The sequence below is a fragment of the Siphonobacter sp. BAB-5385 genome (assembly GCF_002261125.1).
Classification (GTDB): domain Bacteria; phylum Bacteroidota; class Bacteroidia; order Cytophagales; family Spirosomataceae; genus Siphonobacter.
This window is the reverse complement of sequence record NZ_NMPS01000031.1, coordinates 142,010-158,282: the sequence shown is the minus strand read 5'-3', so window position 1 is coordinate 158,282 and position 16,273 is coordinate 142,010. Positions and strand designations below refer to the sequence as shown.

General features: G+C 51.3%; 17 protein-coding genes. 6 read left to right on the top strand and 11 right to left on the bottom strand.

Translation table 11 applies throughout. From position 1 onward, the window contains the following. Positions 1–208: 208 nt before the first annotated feature. Positions 209–385: a hypothetical protein gene (locus BWI93_RS27610; protein WP_176454106.1), complete on the top strand. Its 177-nt coding sequence runs from the start codon at positions 209–211 to the stop codon at positions 383–385. A gap of 10 nt (positions 386–395) precedes the next feature. On the opposite strand, the gene BWI93_RS02610 is transcribed toward BWI93_RS27610, so the two are convergent. From BWI93_RS02610 to purL, 4 genes are all read right to left on the bottom strand, one after another. After that, complete coding sequence (locus BWI93_RS02610) at positions 396–1,130, bottom strand: LytTR family DNA-binding domain-containing protein (protein ID WP_094808609.1); 735 nt, start codon at positions 1,128–1,130, stop codon at positions 396–398. Continuing rightward, positions 1,127–1,915: a sensor histidine kinase gene (locus BWI93_RS02605; protein WP_176454105.1), complete on the bottom strand. Its 789-nt coding sequence runs from the start codon at positions 1,913–1,915 to the stop codon at positions 1,127–1,129. The genes BWI93_RS02610 and BWI93_RS02605 overlap by 4 nt, the downstream gene beginning before the upstream one ends. Positions 1,916–1,926: 11 nt before the next feature. Then, positions 1,927–2,151 carry a hypothetical protein gene (locus BWI93_RS02600; protein WP_141217326.1) on the bottom strand — a complete coding sequence of 75 codons (225 nt, stop codon included), beginning with the start codon at positions 2,149–2,151 and terminating at the stop codon, positions 1,927–1,929. A 126-nt stretch (positions 2,152–2,277) separates the two neighbouring features. Continuing rightward, positions 2,278–5,934 carry a phosphoribosylformylglycinamidine synthase gene (gene purL, locus BWI93_RS02595; protein ID WP_094808606.1) on the bottom strand — a complete coding sequence of 1,219 codons (3,657 nt, stop codon included), beginning with the start codon at positions 5,932–5,934 and terminating at the stop codon, positions 2,278–2,280. A gap of 359 nt (positions 5,935–6,293) precedes the next feature. Here purL and BWI93_RS02585 point away from each other — a divergent pair, with 359 nt between their 5' ends. Beyond that, on the top strand, positions 6,294–8,150 hold the full coding sequence (locus BWI93_RS02585; RefSeq protein WP_094808604.1) for a glycosyl hydrolase family 65 protein: 1,857 nt from the start codon (positions 6,294–6,296) through the stop codon (positions 8,148–8,150). Between the two features lie 63 nt (positions 8,151–8,213). Here the strand turns inward: BWI93_RS02585 and BWI93_RS02580 are convergent, their stop codons facing one another. The 5 genes from BWI93_RS02580 to BWI93_RS02560 form a co-directional block, all read right to left on the bottom strand. After that, positions 8,214–8,819 (bottom strand): MarR family winged helix-turn-helix transcriptional regulator, encoded by a 606-nt coding sequence (locus BWI93_RS02580; RefSeq protein WP_094808603.1) that lies wholly within the window; start codon positions 8,817–8,819, stop codon positions 8,214–8,216. Next, on the bottom strand, positions 8,820–9,086 hold the full coding sequence (locus BWI93_RS02575; protein ID WP_094808602.1) for a hypothetical protein: 267 nt from the start codon (positions 9,084–9,086) through the stop codon (positions 8,820–8,822). Positions 9,087–9,164: 78 nt separating this feature from the next. Continuing rightward, positions 9,165–9,932: a hypothetical protein gene (locus tag BWI93_RS02570; RefSeq protein WP_094808601.1), complete on the bottom strand. Its 768-nt coding sequence runs from the start codon at positions 9,930–9,932 to the stop codon at positions 9,165–9,167. Between the two features lie 41 nt (positions 9,933–9,973). Further along, entirely contained in the window at positions 9,974–10,237 is a 264-nt protein-coding gene (locus BWI93_RS02565) for a DUF2024 family protein (protein WP_094808600.1), read from the bottom strand. Positions 10,238–10,259: 22 nt separating this feature from the next. Next, a complete protein-coding gene (locus BWI93_RS02560) occupies positions 10,260–10,847 on the bottom strand; it encodes a protoglobin domain-containing protein (protein ID WP_094808599.1) in 588 nt (195 codons plus the stop codon). Positions 10,848–11,308: 461 nt separating this feature from the next. On the opposite strand from BWI93_RS02560, the gene BWI93_RS02555 reads away from it, so the two are divergent. From BWI93_RS02555 to BWI93_RS02545, 3 genes are all read left to right on the top strand, one after another. Further along, positions 11,309–11,779 carry a cupin domain-containing protein gene (locus tag BWI93_RS02555; RefSeq protein WP_233207919.1) on the top strand — a complete coding sequence of 157 codons (471 nt, stop codon included), beginning with the start codon at positions 11,309–11,311 and terminating at the stop codon, positions 11,777–11,779. A gap of 49 nt (positions 11,780–11,828) precedes the next feature. Continuing rightward, positions 11,829–12,710: a dihydrodipicolinate synthase family protein gene (locus BWI93_RS02550; protein WP_094808597.1), complete on the top strand. Its 882-nt coding sequence runs from the start codon at positions 11,829–11,831 to the stop codon at positions 12,708–12,710. Between the two features lie 621 nt (positions 12,711–13,331). Beyond that, positions 13,332–13,592 carry a hypothetical protein gene (locus BWI93_RS02545; RefSeq protein ID WP_094808596.1) on the top strand — a complete coding sequence of 87 codons (261 nt, stop codon included), beginning with the start codon at positions 13,332–13,334 and terminating at the stop codon, positions 13,590–13,592. Positions 13,593–13,596: 4 nt separating this feature from the next. On the opposite strand, the gene BWI93_RS02540 is transcribed toward BWI93_RS02545, so the two are convergent. Beyond that, on the bottom strand, positions 13,597–14,370 hold the full coding sequence (locus BWI93_RS02540; RefSeq protein WP_094808595.1) for a PLP-dependent aminotransferase family protein: 774 nt from the start codon (positions 14,368–14,370) through the stop codon (positions 13,597–13,599). Next, positions 14,346–15,041 carry a PLP-dependent aminotransferase family protein gene (locus tag BWI93_RS02535; protein ID WP_094808594.1) on the bottom strand — a complete coding sequence of 232 codons (696 nt, stop codon included), beginning with the start codon at positions 15,039–15,041 and terminating at the stop codon, positions 14,346–14,348. Before BWI93_RS02535 ends, BWI93_RS02540 begins: the two co-directional genes overlap by 25 nt. 352 nt (positions 15,042–15,393) lie before the next feature. Here BWI93_RS02535 and BWI93_RS02530 point away from each other — a divergent pair, with 352 nt between their 5' ends. Then, positions 15,394–16,113: a YggS family pyridoxal phosphate-dependent enzyme gene (locus tag BWI93_RS02530; protein WP_094808593.1), complete on the top strand. Its 720-nt coding sequence runs from the start codon at positions 15,394–15,396 to the stop codon at positions 16,111–16,113. The last annotated feature ends 160 nt before the right edge of the window (positions 16,114–16,273 follow it).

Below are 16,273 nucleotides of genomic sequence, written 5' to 3'. Positions count from 1 at the left end.
TTCGCATACCAGCCAGAATAGTACCTGTTACGAATTAACCCACACTTTGAACGTTTTCCATACCTCCTCGCTGGGGAATCCTTCTTTAGCACCGGGCCAGGGCCTGAATTGAGTAGGCTGTGAAATGGGAAGGTACCTGTTGAATTTAACTTACTAGGCTTGGTGTTGCCCGACCTTATCTATTCTTTCCGGGCTATTTTGCTCCAGCATGCCAGGAGATTCGGGTCGTTTCTTTTTTGATCGGGATAACAAACCTAATATGCTCAATGTAGCCGTTTCACGGGCGAAGGATAGCTTCATTGTCTTCACCAATCGAGCCATTTTGAACCCTAAAACGTCTACTCCATCGGGCGTACTGGCCAATTTTCTGGATTTTGATTCCTGATTACTGCAGCTTAGGAATTAATCCATTCCTTAAAGGCCTGTACCCGGTCGCGGCTTACGTACACCTCTTCTTCATCGGCGGGAATCAGCTCCAGCTTGAGGCGACCGTTGAAGTGCGGGTGAATTTTCTGGATGCTGTCAATACAAACGAGACGATTGCGGCTGATGCGATTGAATCGTCGGGCATCGACCTGCTCGGTAAGTTCTTCCAGTGTCGCATCAACCAGTAATTTCTGTCCATCAAACGTGATTAGAAAGCTAAGTTTCTGGTCGCTTTTGAAGTAAGCAATGTCCTGAGCTTTGACGACCGTAAATCCATTTCCCTTCCGAACCATGAACCGTTCTTTGGGATCGGATTTAGGTGTTTCCGAGCCCTTCACAAGGAACCGCTGGGAAAGGTATTCGTACTTTTTTAACGCCGCCCGCAGCTCCTCCGGATTAATGGGTTTCAGCAGATAGTCAATACTGTTTTGCTTGAACGCCTGAATGGCATACTGGTCGTAAGCCGTGGTATAAATGATGGGAGCATCGATGGCTAATCGCTCGAAGAGGGCAAAACTTTCCTGATCTTCCAACTGAATATCCGAAAAAATCAGATCGGGTTCGGGATGCGTACTGAACCAGCTTACCGCCTTTTCAACCGAAGGCAGTACGGCCATGACCTCTAGTGAAGGATCAATTTGCTGAAGCAGAATACGAAGCTTTTCGGCCGAAAAAAACTCGTCTTCAATGATGACTACGTTCATAAGGAATCGTTCAAAAGGGGTAAACCCACGCGAAACGTGTCCGCCGTTTCTTCTATTCGAATGGACTGTCCGGAAAAGTAGCGATAGCGGGCTTCCAGGTTTTGCAGACCAATCCCACTACTGGGGACTTTTACCGTTTTCCGGCGTAAACTATTTTCTACCCATACGACCTGCTCTTCCGTATAAATGGACAGACTCAGGGGATGTTCCTCGGAAATGTAATTGTGCTTCACCGCGTTTTCGACCAGCAGTTGAATAGACAGGGGTAAAACCTGAGCCGAGGGTGTCGCAATCCGCAGGTGCATCTGGATTTTATTGTAGAACCGCACGTTCAGCAGAAAGCAGTACGCTTCCACTACGGCCATCTCCGCCGACAAGGGAACCTGTTTTTCCTCGGTATGGTCCAGCACGTAACGGTACACCTGAGCCAGCTTGGAAATGTAGCGGTCAGCCAGAGCGGGATCCTGATACACAACGCCACTGAGTACGCTCAAACTGTTGAAAAGGAAATGCGGATCGAGCTGCTTTTTCAACCCTTCGACGCGGGCTACTAGGTTTTCCTGCCGTAGTTTTTCCTGTTCCAAAAGCGATTGTTTCCACTGATTGAACAGAAAAGCTCCTTCGTTAAAGGCAATGAATAAAAGGGCCAATAGAAAAGAGACAAAGCCATTCTGAATGATAACGCCCGCCGTAATAAGCACCGAAGAGACCAGTCGGCTGTACAGTAAAATCCCGCAGATCAGGATCAGGGAGGAGAACAGGAAAATGCCCAGTACCTCATACACCAGATGCTGGGTCAGACTTTTCTCCCAGGGGAAAAATACAGCGTCAGGGCCTGAATGAACTTACTGCCTTCCCAGATGACGTAACTGGTCACGGTAGCTACCAGAATGGAAAGCAGGTGAGCGGTCGAGCCCAGTTCCATGGGCACGTAAAAGGTGGGCACTACCACGCCAAAGCAGCAGGCTCCGAGGACCGCCGTTATCTTAACCCGAAACCGATACGAAAAACGTTCTTTCAACTTCTCGTGCAATTAAAATCGAAATCTACGGCAGTCCGGCGTTTCCACGCAAGCAAGATCTAAAGTTCCAGCCGGGAGTAGGGGTTCCAACGAAAAACGGGCTCCGTTTCCAGAGCCCGTTTCGCATTACTTGTGATTTAAAAGCCAGTTGCGTGCGTTGACGAAGGCTTCCATCCAGGGCGATACCTCGTCGGTACGGCCCGCCGGGTAGTAGGGCCACTGCCATTGCAGAGCCGAACGCTCGGCGTGGGGCATCATCACCAGGTGACGACCCGTTTGATCGCTCATCATGGCCGTATGGAACGACGATCCATTGGGGCTGGCCGGATACGTTTCATAAGCGTACTTGGCCGTGATGTGGTACTCGCTCTCGGCGTAGGGCATTTCAAAACGTCCCTCCCCGTGGGAAATCCATACCCCCAGTGTACTGCCCGCCAGTGACGAAAGCATTACGGAGTTGTTTTCCTGAATTGTTACCGTAGTAAACAGACTTTCGTGTTTGTGCGAATCATTGTGCCGCATTTTGGGCTTTTCGGCGTGCTCGGGGTTAATCAGGCCCAGTTCAATGAAGAGCTGGCAGCCATTGCAAATGCCTACCGAAAGCGTATCCTCACGACCAAAGAATTGCTCGATGGCCTGCTTGGCTTTTTCATTGTACAGGAAGGCACCCGCCCAGCCTTTGGCCGAACCGAGTACATCGGAGTTGGAGAAGCCACCGACGGCACCCAGGAACTGGATGTCTTCGAGGGTTTCGCGACCCGAGATCAAATCCGTCATATGTACGTCTTTGACATCGAATCCGGCCATGTACAGGGCATTCGCCAGTTCCCGCTCGGAGTTACTGCCTTTTTCCCGCAACACGGCGGCTTTGGGACGGAAGGCTCCGGCTTCGGGCTTCTGACCCGTAAAATGAGTCGGGAAGCTGTACTGGAGCAGGTGGTTTTTGTAGTTTTCGTACCGCTCCCGGGCCAGTTTGGGACCGCTTTGTTTCTGATCCAGCAGGTAAGAAGTCTTGAACCAGACGTCCCGCAGGTGATCAATGTCCAGCGTATACGTAGCCTGCTGATCCTGAATCGTCAGTGTGGCTTGCGACGTTACCTCGCCTAGTTTATGGAAGGCAACGCCTTTTTCCTGCAGTACGGCTTCTACGGAAGCATCGGCCTGGAAGACAATACTGATGTTTTCGGCAAACAGCTTCGCTACGCTATCCTGCTCACCCAGGCTGCTCAGGTCGAGCGTGGCTCCGAGGTTGCGGTCGGCAAAGCAAAGTTCCAGCAGCGTCGTAATCAAACCACCGCTTCCTACGTCGTGACCCGCCTGGATTTTACCGGCCTTGATCAGTTCCTGAATGGTATTGAAAGCCGTTTTGAAGGCTTCGGCGTCGATCACGTCGGGCGTTTCATTACCAATGCGGTTGAGTACCTGAGCCAGCGATGAACCGCCCAGCTTGTACTGATCGCCGGAAAGGTTGATGTAGTAAATCGATCCACCGTCCTTCTGTAATACGGGTTCCACAACACCGCGTACATTATCGCAGGGACCTGCCGCCGAGATAATGACCGTTCCGGGGGCAATGACGTCTTTGTCGGGGTACTTTTGTTTCATCGACAAGGAATCCTTACCCGTAGGAATATTGATACCCAGGCTAATCGCAAAATCCGAACAGGCTTGCACGGCCTGGTACAGACGAGCGTCTTCGCCAGGGTTTTTGCTGGCCCACATCCAGTTGGCCGAAAGCGAGACGCTTTTCAGCCCTTCTTCGAGCGGTGCCCAGACGAGATTCGAAAGCGATTCAGCAATGGCATTCCGACTACCCGCTGCCGGATCAATCAGAGCGGAAATCGGAGCGTGACCAATCGAAGTGGCAATCCCGTCTTTCCCCTGGAAGTCCAGTGCCATGACACCCACGTTATTCAGGGGCAGGTGCAGCGGTCCGACGTTTTGTTGCTTGGCTACGCGGCCACCTACGCAACGGTCGACCTTATTGGTCAACCAGTCTTTACAGGCGACGGCTTCCAGTTGTAGTACCGCTTCCAGATACGTTTCCAGCTGGTTTACGTCATAGCTGACGGGCTGGTAGGTACGTTCCAGACGGGTATCGTTCATAACCGTCTTGGGAGCACTGCCAAACATATCGGCCAGTGCCAGATCCATGGGTTTGGAATCGGTCGTGTGGGAAGCAATCGTAAAGCGATGATCGGCCGTTACTTCGCCCACGGCGTACATAGGAGCCCGCTCGCGGTCGGCAATGCGTTGCAGCGTTTCCAGGTCTTCGGTACCAATGACCAGACCCATGCGTTCCTGCGATTCGTTCCCGATGATTTCCTTGGCCGAAAGGGTAGGATCGCCCACGGGGAGTTTATCCAGGTCAATCGATCCGCCGGTTTCTTCGATGAGTTCGGACAAACAGTTCAGGTGACCACCCGCACCGTGATCGTGAATCGATACGATGGGGTTCTGATCGCTTTCTACCATACCACGCACGGCGTTCGCCACGCGTTTCTGCATTTCGGGGTTCGAACGTTGTACGGCGTTCAACTCAATACCCGAACCGAATTTACCCGTATCAGCCGAAGATACGGCCGCTCCCCCCAATCCGATGCGGTAGTTATCCCCACCCATCACCACGATCTGATCGCCCGGTTTGGGTTCGTGTTTTTTCGCCTGTTCGGCTTTGCCGTAGCCGATACCACCGGCCTGCATAATGACTTTATCGTAACCCAGCGTGCGGCCTTCTTCCTCGTGTTCGAAGGTTAAGACCGAACCCGTAATCAGCGGCTGACCGAATTTATTACCGAAATCCGTAGCTCCGTTGGACGCTTTAATCAGGATGTCCATCGGCGTTTGATACAACCATTTGCGTTCGGCCACGGCTTTTTCCCAGGGGCGATCCTGTTCCAGACGCGACAGGGCCGTCATGTACACCGCCGTACCCGCCAGCGGAATGGAACCCTGACCCCCGGCCAGACGGTCGCGGATTTCGCCACCCGAACCCGTGGCGGCTCCACTGAAGGGCTCCACCGTGGTAGGGAAGTTATGCGTCTCCGCTTTAATCGAAATCACCGAGTCGAACTCGCTGACCTGATAAAATTCGGGTACGTCGGGCCGCTTGGGAGCAAATTGCTGCACGCGGGGGCCTTTGAGGAAGGCCACGTTATCTTTATACGCAGAAACAATCCCATTGGGGTTGGTTTCTGACGTTTTGCGAATCAGTTTGAATAGTGAGGTCGGCTGAGCTTCTCCATCAATGACGAAGGTACCATTGAAGATTTTGTGACGGCAGTGCTCGGAGTTTACCTGCGAAAAGCCAAAAACTTCCGCGTCAGTAAGCTTGCGACCGATTTTCTGGGACAAATTATTCAGGTACGCTACCTCCTCCTCACTCAAGGAAAGGCCTTCCTGCTGGTTATAGGCGGCAATATCGTCGAGTTCCAGAATGGGTTCAGGCGTACTATCAATCGTGAAAATAGCCTGATTCAGCTCAGTGTATTTTTGCGAAACCATCGGATCAAAGTCCGTGAAGTCCGCTTCTACCTGCGTAAATTCTTCAATTCGGCTGATGCCCTGAATATTCATATTCTGGGTAATCTCTACCGCGTTGGTACTCCAGGGGGTAATCATGGCCGCCCGGGGACCCGTAAACACCTGGCTCAGGGTGGTTTCAGCAAGGACGGGGGCATCGCCAAACAGCCAGCTTAACTTAGAAAGGTCCGAATCCGTAAGAGACTGCTGGGTTTCCACTGCATAAACAGTAACCCGATCCGCAGAAAAGAAATAAATCATGATGGGAGTCTTGTGATATAAGCTCGGTACTTACCCGCAAAGGTAGCGTGATATAAGCGTTTCTTCGTGAAAAAACATGAATAAGGCAACGGTTAATTCCCTAATTCGAATCAGTAGGGCTATTTAAACCTTTGTTGACCCCCTATAAAACGGGCAACCGCGTGCCTTACCTGTTCACTATTCTCTAGAGAGGTAACTCCGTTTTATGATGGTCCGTTCCTTACCTAAGATCAAGAAATACGCGTTTCTCACCGGATAGAATAGGGTCAAAATCCTTTTTTGAAGCTTCAAGAGTTGAAACCTTCCGTTTTCCGCTACTACCTTAGACCAGCCTTCGGGCCTAACCTCATAAACCAACGATGAATCAACCTCGACTCCTTCCATTCCTACGTCGCTATTTCTCCGGGGTTTGTTGGCTGGGCTGGCTTCTCCTGACGGCCTGTACCAGTCAAAAATCAACCTTGTATACCCTTGAATTACAGCGATTAAAAGATGCCTCCAAACAAACCTTGTCCGCTCACGTGGATGAGTTCAACCAATATGCCAATCGTCCGGCGTCCGATGGCCCCTTTAACGCTGGTAACAATAAAGCGTTTTTACTGGCAAATGTGCCTTTGTTTCGTAGCTCCGCTGACAGTCTGACCAAGGTTTATAATTACCGCTGGTGGATGATTAGCAAACACCTGAAAGAATACGACGATCCCGAAGACCACAAAAAATACTGGGTGGTGACCGAGTTTTTCGGCGTGAAACCCTGGGCTTCCCTCAGCGGAGCCATTACCTGCCCCGCCGGGCATCAGTTTTATGACGTACGCTGGCTGAGGGATGATACCTTTCTCAAGTCCTACGCGGATTATTTCATGCGGGGCTCGGCTTCCCGGCTACCGCAGCGGGAAAACGGGAATTTCCTGACGTATCTGAGTCGACCGGAAAGTCACCATTTTTCGAGCTGGATGGTGAACGGCGTGGAGGCTTTTCAGAAAATTCATCCCGATCCGCAATGGCTGCACGCGGTATTGCCTGCAATGGAAAAGCATCAACAGGTCTGGGATTCATTGTTTACGGTGCACACGCCCCGGTCCAAAACAGCGGGCATGTACAAAATACTCGACCTGTACGATGGCATGGAATTTAGCCTTTCGGCCGTTCTGGGTCTGATTGAAAGTCAGGGGCCGTATAGTCTGTACACAAAAGACAACTGGCGGAAATACTACCTGGGTTGGGAAACGACGGGTAATGCCGCCCAATCGCAACAGGCCAAAGACTATCCCACGGCTTTCCGAAAAGGGTACCCGGACTATTACCTGGTTCGACCTTCCGTGAATAGCTACGCCTACGGCAATCTCAAGTCGCTGGCTGATCTGTACCGATGGGATCAGGTCCGGTATACAAACAAGCATACGAAAGCAGAGGCGTATACGGCCAAAGCTCAGGCCCTTCAACAAAAGGTACTGAACGTGCTCTGGAACACGCAGGATCAATTTTTCAATACGCTGAGTGCCGGAGACAATGCCTTTGGTGTCGGCGATTTTGAGGCACGGGTCCGGGAGTCGGTGGGATACACGCCCTGGTATTTTCAGTTGATTCCGAAGCAGAACTACCAGACCTACGCGAAAGCCTGGGACCTGTTTGCTTCGCGGAAAGGCTTTTACAATGCGGCGGGTATGACGACGGCGGAGCAGCAGCATCCCTACTATAATGAACAGGCCTACGCCTGGAATGGCCGGGGCTGGCCTTTTGAAAATTCAGTCGTATACAAAGGATACGCCAACTACCTGCGATCGTATCAGGGAAATAGTTCGTCCGCCCAGAAACAACTCTTGTACGACTACATCGAGAAGCTCGCCCAGATGCATGGTACGAAAGAACTGAACATTGGCGAATGGTATATTCCGAGTAATGGAAAGACGTTCGGCGGCGAGTCCGATTACTTCCACTCCACATTTCCGGATATTATCATCGAAGACCTGATTGGGTTTACCTCCTTTCATGACAATAAATTCTCCGTATCACCCCTGGTACCCGAGCAGCAGTGGGACTATTTCTACCTGGGTAATATCCGCTATCATGGACACGATATTGACATCGTCTGGAAAAAAGACTGGGATTCAGCCACGCCGGGTAATCAAAGTAAACTTTGCATCTGGGTGGATCAGAAGCTCAAAGCGAGCCGCGATCAGCTTCACGGAGAAATTACGGTTCAATTACCAAAGTGAAAGCAGGAGCTAATGCGGGTTAATGAAGCGAAAGGCGGATTAAATCGACTACAACAGAAACGATTAAAGTACCTGCTCGTGCTCAGGGCAATCCAGCCGTAACAGTCCGGCTTCCAGGGGAATTTGTAGTAATCCGCAGTAATGAATCTGCCCATCAAACCGGTAATGACGGCAGGTTTTGCACATGCGTTGAACCTGGATTAAGCCGCGTTGGGTGAGTTCAAAAATGAGCTTGAATAGACTTTCGTAGAGTACCGTTTTCTGCTCTTCTGGGAAGGACTTCACCACCCCTTGTAAAACGTTGGCAAACGAACTGGTCTGATCGACCATTTGCTTTCCGGCGGGCGTCAGTTCCAGATGGTGACTGCGACTGTCCAGCGGGTCCGTGATACGATCGACCAGAGTCTTCTGAACCAGTACTTTTACGGCATCGCTAATGGTAGGCTTGGTCAGGTTAAATTCCTTTGCCAGATACCCAACTTTGCACTGCGTAGGTTCGTGGAAAGCCAGAAAAAGCAGTACTTGAATCTGAATGGGACTGAGTCCCGTATCCCGGCTTTGTTGCCAGAGCAACACCCGAAATACTTCCCCCACCCGTTCCAGCCCCGCTACAATCTTGGCGTCTACGGAGCTGTTTTGTTGTTCTAAATTGAATATGGAATCCGTCATTCAAAAATCGCAGGTTTCGCAGTACAGCTCATAACCCCAATACGCAGGGGCGAACCTTCCTCCGGCACTGACCAGCTGGGATACCGCAATCTGCTCACCCGAAGAAAGAAGGGCAACCGGACCATCTCCCGGATCGGTAAGCGTTACAAAAAGTGCATCAAGCGTAATCAGTTCGTGAAGTTCGCTAAAATACTGGACTTTCACGTACTGACGCTGTTGAATGAGGTCCTCCAGGTAGGACGCGAAGGGAAGGCAGGTAGTTTCCATCGTAAGCTAATAAGGGATGAGTGAATGCCTTTTTTGTGATACGGGATGGGGCTTTGTAAACCCATCCCGTATCAACCGTTACTTCTTCGTTACCGTATACGGCAGGGATAACTTACCCGATAACACGCCATACACGGCGTACACACCCAGCAGGGGTTTATCTTCTGCTTCATGATGCGATGCGGTATCGCCGTGGGTTGGGTGATACATTTGCAGGTAGCACGTTACCGCATCAAAACGGAAATCCGTGCGGTTATGAATGCGGTTTGCCGGGATAGCCACTCGAATTGTGGGTCCGGAAGTAACTACGTTGTAGCCCGGCGAATCAAAATAAATGGGAACACCCGGGGCCGTTTTGGGCAGTACGACGGTCTTGTCATCCTTACGAAAGGCTTTTACGCTCAGTCCGCCGGGTACGCGTTTATCTTCCTGTAATACCACCCAGTGCGGGTGCCAAACGAGGCCGTCGTTATCAAAATTACCGTCGTTGTTTTCGTCCCACAGTGGCGTATCATCCATATCGGGGTGTGATGTCAGGGCCAGGGCTACGATGCCCTCGGTGGGCGAAAAGCCGACGTCCTCTGGCTTGAGCGTAGTCGGAAATACGTAGGCAAGCACGGGAGCATTGGCCATACTGCCCGAGGGTTTGGGCACGGTACGCCCGGCCTGCCCGCTTACTTTCATCGACATAACCACCAGATCCAGATCGGATTGATAGACGGCCTGCGTCGAAGTAACTTTAAAATCGACGTTGTTGTAGGTGGCTCCGGGCTGCGTAGTCTGGGCCAGAGCAAGTCCCGAAGAAACAACAAGCGTAGTGAATGTGAGGACAAGGGAACGATTCATGATTAGTCGTGTCAAAAGGATGATGGAATCAAAGGGGAATGTTAGTAACAACCCTGCATTTCAATGATGTGAAAACCCTGGTTGGTGATGCTGGTCTGTACTTCTTCCGTAGCCTGTTCAATGTGGCAGAACTGACATTCCTTCGCGGTTAAAGGTTGTCCGGCCTGGCCTTTGGTTGCCAGGTAGGTTTGTCCGTACTGGTGGATGGTATCCGTACAGGTTACGTTGGAGGGCACCAGAATGTCGAAGTGCATAAGCGTACCATCGGTGCGGGTAACGTAGGTATCAAAAACAGAAACTTGCATGGCTTTGAAAGGAATAAAGTGATTAAAATTCGTTGGTGTGAACGTAAGGATAGCTCCAGAGTACGGCGGTGAGGGTGACGGCTTTGAACCAGGCCGCGTGCATACCGGCTACAGTTTCGGCGTCGTGTCCCTTGGCTGCCAGAAACTCCTTAATGGTCAAGGTCAGGGGAACGATAAAGGCCAGGATGTACCGCAGGTGAATAATGGGTTCGGCCCTGGCCTTGTCGGTGAGGTTCTTCTTGGCCGTATGATGACGCAGGGCAATTTCCTGCTGATAGGCCAGCCAGGCAGTGTCGTAGGGACGCGTGCAGGTGTCAATGATCCACTGACCAAACCGCTTCCGGACCGCCGACAGGTAATGGGCGTCGGGCTGGCCTTGTAAACTGAAATAGTGCAGGAGATGCGGGTGGCTCCCCACGTAACCGTACCAGACGTCCAGTACTGCTTCTGTCTGGTCGCCCAGTACATCACCCGCCAGTTGCAGAAAACGCTCGTCTTCCGGGCTAAACAAAACCGTTTGTTTGAGTAAGTCCAGTTCCTCTAGCGAAAGGGGAGTAGTTTGGGATACGTCGCCGTACGTGTATCCAGGAATGGCATGTGATTCGCTCATCGTTGCTTGCTTGGTAAAAGGTTCGTGACAAATGTAGTTAGGATTCCTAACTATTATATTTTTGACGCTTTTTCTTTTATCAATAGACCCATTAATAAAATCTATCGTGTTTACTGAAGTATTCGTGTCACGTTCTGATTGAGTTATAGTATCCCGCTTATGTATAGAAGAACATAGGTTCAGTTTAGCAGCGAGCAGACGGGTGGGGTCAGCTAGGGTTATGTAAGGATCAGATAAGAGGGATGGTCTTATAAGGGATCCCTCAACACTGGTTCGTATCTACGCCTCAATACTTGGGGGGATTTACTGATCAGCCTGAAGAACGTAACAGCCCTAATAAACAATATTCAATCTGGACCAGTAGTATTTGTGGAAACTGGATGATTCGTAGGGTCCAAACTACCTGCACTTTTGTCACGTCAATCAACGAAACGATGACTGTTAACGAATCAAGAAGGCCTATGGAAACTGCATCACCCAAAGACGAAAAGTTCACGTCTAACGATTTTCACAAAACCTACGCACGTCCCGTGTTTCGGCGTCCCGAAAAATTGATTCACCGGAACGTCGAGCAGGCCGGTGCCCATGATCAGTTCTCTTCCGAGCGGAAGCATCCGGTTTTCTTCGTCGATCTGCCCACGCAGAATGTCAGCATGACCATCGGTGGATTGCTACCCGATCAGCTTACCAACCGCCACCGGCACACCTACGAGACGGTGCTATATGTACTGGAAGGACAGGGCTGGACGGAAGTGGAAGGCGAACGCGTGGAGTGGAAGGCGGGCGACGCCGTCTACATTCCTTCCTGGGCCTGGCATCGGCACCAGAACACGAGTGCTACCGAACCAGCCCGGTATCTGGCCTGTGAAAACGCTCCCCAACTGCAAAATCTAGGCGTGGCCCTACGCGAAGAAGAAGGTCGTGACCTTTAAACCCACCCGGCCGGGGCGTTCGGTCCCGGCCTTACCTGACTGACTACCTATGACGAATGTACCCTTTCACGGCGTTATCGCCTATCCAATTACTCCCTTCGACACCGCTGGAAAGGTCGATCTGGGCTTATTTAAATCACTGGTGGAACGGCTGCTGGTGAATGGCTCTCACGGCATCGCTCCGCTGGGAAGCACGGGTGTGTTACCCTATTTGACGGACGAAGAAAAAGAAGCCCTGACGGAAGCAACCATCCATCAGGTCGGTGGACGGGTTCCGGTACTGGTGGGCGTTTCGAACCTGACGACCGAACGGACCGTGTACCACGCCAAATTTGCCGAAAAGGCCGGAGCAACGGCCGTTATGATTATTCCCATGAGTTACTGGCGGCTGACCGACGACGAGATAGTGGCCCATTACGACACGGTAGCCCAGTCCCTTTCCATTCCCATTATGGCTTACAACAATCCGGCTACGGGAGGAGTGGACATGTCACCCGCTTTGTTGAAGCGACTGCTCCGGATTCCGAACGTGACCATGATCAAGGAAAGTACTGGGGATGTGCAGCGGATGCACTACTTGCGTCGACACCTGGGCGAAGAGGTTGCCTTTTTCAACGGCTCTAATCCGCTGGCTTTGTCAGCCCTGGCGGCGGGTGCCCGGGGCTGGTGTACGGCGGCTCCTAATCTCATACCAAAGCTGAACCTTCAACTTTTTGACTCCTTCCAGCAAGGGCAATGGACAGAAGCCCAGCAGGCTTTCTACCAACAATTTGATTTGCTTCAATTTATCGTACAAAAGGGACTGCCGCGGGCCATTCAGGCCGGATTGGAATTGCAGGGCGTAAGCGGTGGCGAACTACGGGCTCCCCTGGCTAAACTGACCATCGAGGAAAAAGCCCAACTTAATTCCATTCTGGCGACGTGTTTCTAGGAACGCAGCGTCAGGTTAGCCCTGACGCTGCGTTTTATATAGAATAATAGGAGGTTTGTTTTATAGAGTATGATGTCGATTGTACCAGGGCTGTTTTTTATCCTGCTACGAAGGCTGGTCAGCAGCCTTTGCCCATTTCTTGGAAGAACATCTGCTAGTTTTACTCTTATGGGGTTTCGTTATTCACCTAGACTGGATTCGTCCAGCAGGCAGGGCTGTTCGGTAGCCTATCAGCCACTCCACGCCTAACGATAGCCTGCTTAGGGCCACCGCATTGCAGCTATCGTAGGTCGTTCCGCGGCTGACAGGCGGGAGAGGTTTTCTTCTTCTGAAAGTTGATCAATATTTGACTAATTGTCAGAAGTTGATGGTTGTTGAATTTCAATCAAAACTCTTCATGGACGGCATAAACCCAATCCCCGTCCTATCGCGATAAGCCGCCTTTTTTATCCGCAATGCGGTGGCCTTGAGCAGGATGAAAAGAGCGGCATTCGCGATACGGACTGAAAAATCAGCCGCATCTACGGGGCGAAAAACAGCCTTAGTACAATCGACCTCTTACTCTACTGGTACAATCGACATCATACTCTATAAAATAAACCACCATTTTCCCGTAAAGCCATGAAAAGTATACCCAACATTACGGGCGATCTGGAAGCGATTGTACGACTTTCCGGGGCTTCCTTTCTGGTTCCCTTTATGCTCTATACGGAATGGATGCTATTCGTACGGCTACCGTTTGATAGGCTGATACCTGTACTTACTGGATATGATCCGCTGAAAGCCTTAGTACGGAAGCTTTTTTCGAGGAAAGCCGCTTGCCACTTTCGGACGATGGGTTTCCTCTGTAATGCGATGCACACTGGCCTGGCTAAATCCTAATCGCTTAAAGCGTTTTTTGCAACACCTGTAGTACCTGTTCCATTTCCGGACTGGTCAGGGAAGCAAAACCGATGCGGAGGGCATTCAGGCCCGCACCCTCGTACGAAAAGGCATCCGTATCGATAACGCTGACGCCCTGCTGTTGTAACTGTTTGGTCAGTTCAGGAATATTTCGGCTCTGATTGAAACGAATCCAGTAAGCGAGGCCCCCTTCCGGTACGCGATAGGTAACAGCATCGGCCAGATACTGCTGCAAAAACTGGTGGGTTTGAGCGTGCCTTTGGCGGTACACATTCAGGGCCCGGCGGGCGTGTTTCTGAATTTCTCCCGCCTGCATCAACTCCGCCACCGCCTGTTCCAGCACATTGTCTCCCTGTCGGTCGATAATGGAACGAAGGGTGGCAGCCGCCTGAATAAAAGCCGGTGGACCCGTTACAAAACCAATGCGAACCGCCGGAGCAATGAGCTTACTCAGGGAACTAATGTAAAGGATAGGTCCGCCATGGGCATAACTTGCCAGTGGCAAAGGAACCTTGGTGCCGTAATGGAATTCATGGTCGTAATCATCCTCGATGATCGTGAAACCGTACTGATGCGACAACTCCAGCAGGGCCATACGCCGATCCGCTTTGAGGGTAACGGTGGTGGGAAACTGGTGCTGGGGTGTCGTCAGCAGGGCTTTGACGGAAGTACGCCGACAAACGCTTTCTACGGCTTCGATCTGAATCCCTTCGTCGTCCACCGGAATCGGGATCAGCTGTGCCCCCGCCTGCCGCAAAACCTGCCAGGCCGGAGCATAACCCGGGTTTCAATCAGTACCACATCGCCCGGCTGAATCAGAGACAAAGCGGTTAAGTACAGGGCCATCTGGCTTCCCCGGGTAATGAGAATTTCGTCGGCCTGCACCGGAATGCCCCGGTACTGTGAAAGCATGTGAGCGATATTTTCCCGAAGCAGCTCATTGCCCAGCTCACTGCTGTACCCCATCAATCGCCAGCGGGCTTTTTGGTTGAAAATACGCCGGTAAGCCCTCGACAACTCATCCAGCGGAGCCAGTCGAACATCCGGAATGCCATCGGATACTGCGATTACGGGAAGTTTGGGGGAGACGGTGGTCGCCGCTACCGAAGAACGGCTGGCCGCAGCCTTCCGGGCAACCCGACCCTGATCCGCCCGTTTTTGCGGGAGTTGCGGGGAAACGTACGTACCGCTTTTATGCCGACTTTCCAGCCAGCCTTCGGCCAGGAGCTGTTCGTAGGCTTCCACAACGGTTTTGCGATTGACCTGAAGTTGCTCCGCCAGACTACGACTGCCCGGCAAAGCCGTGTTGGGGAGTAGTCGGCCTTTCTGAATTTCCTGCCTGAGGTAATCCGCAATTTGTAGGTAAATGGCTTTTGAATCCTCCCAATTAAGGGATAAACCAAGTGTCCATGGTCTTAACTGGCCCATGTGTATTTGTTAAAACTGGAGGAGATAGCTAGGCCAAATATACGCAACCTTTGTTGCGGTAGTAAAAAGACCTGCTCCAACGCATATTATCAATAGTGAAGAATTGCCATGCTAGTGAACCCATGGATGAATACCAGCAAGTAGGCCCGCAGAAACGTAAAGGATCGAGTGGCGGCTCAGCATCCTCCTTACTATACCGCTGGGTACTACTTGCTTATTCATCGAAAGATTAACCTTTTAAGCTATTGGTAGAAGGCGTTACCACCCGTAAAGGCTAAACCAGTGGTTTCAGTGCGGGTAGTCAGGTGAAGGTTTATACGCATTTGATCCTATCTCGAAGAATTCTATAACTATGCATACGTCCATTGTCGAAAACCTGCAAACGGTTCATCAGCGAATCCAGAAAGCCTGTCAGGAATCGGGCCGGTCCGTAGCTGAAGTTCGTCTCTTGCTGGCCACCAAAACAGTACCCGCCGATCAGATTCGAGCGGCGATTGCAGCCGGTGAAACACTTATCGGTGAAAACAAAGTCCAGGAATTACGGGACAAACAGGCAGAGTTAGAGCATCTCCCCGTCGAGCGGCATTTCATCGGTCATTTACAAACCAATAAAATCAAAGAGGTGCTTAAGTACGTCTCCTGCATTCAGTCATTGGATCGGGTGGCCGTTGCTCAGCAACTCGACCAGCAGCTGCAAAAACTGGGTAAATCGCTGGAGGTGTACATTCAGGTCAATACTTCCTACGAAACCAGCAAATACGGACTAAACCCCGCGGAGGTTCTGAGTTTCATCAAAGCGATCCGACCCCTCGATACGCTCCGAATTAAAGGTTTAATGACCATTGGACTGCTGGATGTTGAAAAGGAAAAGATGCGTCCTTCCCTGGCCTTACTTCGTCAAACCAGAGATCAACTCCTGGCGGAAGGGCTGGATGGTATCTCGTCCCTGGAACTGTCTATGGGTATGAGCCAGGATCTGGAATTAGCCATTGCCGAAGGCTCCAACCTAGTACGCATCGGTACGGCCGTATTTGGGAATCGTTTTCTAGGTAAGGAAATCTGGAAGGAGTGAGAGGGGCATGGCATCTGTTCAACGAACAGTGGTAACGTACCGCTTGCTTTTGAAATCTCCCCAATCTGTCATCTCCCCGGTGTAGTGCGTTTCTCCAGCTTATTTACGACTCCTCCGTTGCCACCGATTCATTCATTTTTCGGCGTAATACCCGTTCATC

What these genes read in the sequence shown, in the direction of transcription:
- BWI93_RS27610 (WP_176454106.1), top strand. Translation starts at nt 209, where the DNA reads ATGCCAGGAGATTCGGGTCGTTTCTTTTTTGATCGGGATAACAAACCT.
- BWI93_RS02530 (WP_094808593.1), top strand. Translation starts at nt 15,394, where the DNA reads ATGCATACGTCCATTGTCGAAAACCTGCAAACGGTTCATCAGCGAATC.
- BWI93_RS02545 (WP_094808596.1), top strand. Translation starts at nt 13,332, where the DNA reads ATGAAAAGTATACCCAACATTACGGGCGATCTGGAAGCGATTGTACGA.
- BWI93_RS02555 (WP_233207919.1), top strand. Translation starts at nt 11,309, where the DNA reads ATGGAAACTGCATCACCCAAAGACGAAAAGTTCACGTCTAACGATTTT.
- BWI93_RS02610 (WP_094808609.1), bottom strand. Translation starts at nt 1,130, where the DNA reads ATGAACGTAGTCATCATTGAAGACGAGTTTTTTTCGGCCGAAAAGCTT.
- BWI93_RS02560 (WP_094808599.1), bottom strand. Translation starts at nt 10,847, where the DNA reads ATGAGCGAATCACATGCCATTCCTGGATACACGTACGGCGACGTATCC.
- BWI93_RS02565 (WP_094808600.1), bottom strand. Translation starts at nt 10,237, where the DNA reads ATGCAAGTTTCTGTTTTTGATACCTACGTTACCCGCACCGATGGTACG.
- purL (WP_094808606.1), bottom strand. Translation starts at nt 5,934, where the DNA reads ATGATTTATTTCTTTTCTGCGGATCGGGTTACTGTTTATGCAGTGGAA.
- BWI93_RS02535 (WP_094808594.1), bottom strand. Translation starts at nt 15,041, where the DNA reads ATGGGCCAGTTAAGACCATGGACACTTGGTTTATCCCTTAATTGGGAG.
- BWI93_RS02580 (WP_094808603.1), bottom strand. Translation starts at nt 8,819, where the DNA reads ATGACGGATTCCATATTCAATTTAGAACAACAAAACAGCTCCGTAGAC.
- BWI93_RS02585 (WP_094808604.1), top strand. Translation starts at nt 6,294, where the DNA reads ATGAATCAACCTCGACTCCTTCCATTCCTACGTCGCTATTTCTCCGGG.
- BWI93_RS02570 (WP_094808601.1), bottom strand. Translation starts at nt 9,932, where the DNA reads ATGAATCGTTCCCTTGTCCTCACATTCACTACGCTTGTTGTTTCTTCG.
- BWI93_RS02575 (WP_094808602.1), bottom strand. Translation starts at nt 9,086, where the DNA reads ATGGAAACTACCTGCCTTCCCTTCGCGTCCTACCTGGAGGACCTCATT.
- BWI93_RS02550 (WP_094808597.1), top strand. Translation starts at nt 11,829, where the DNA reads ATGACGAATGTACCCTTTCACGGCGTTATCGCCTATCCAATTACTCCC.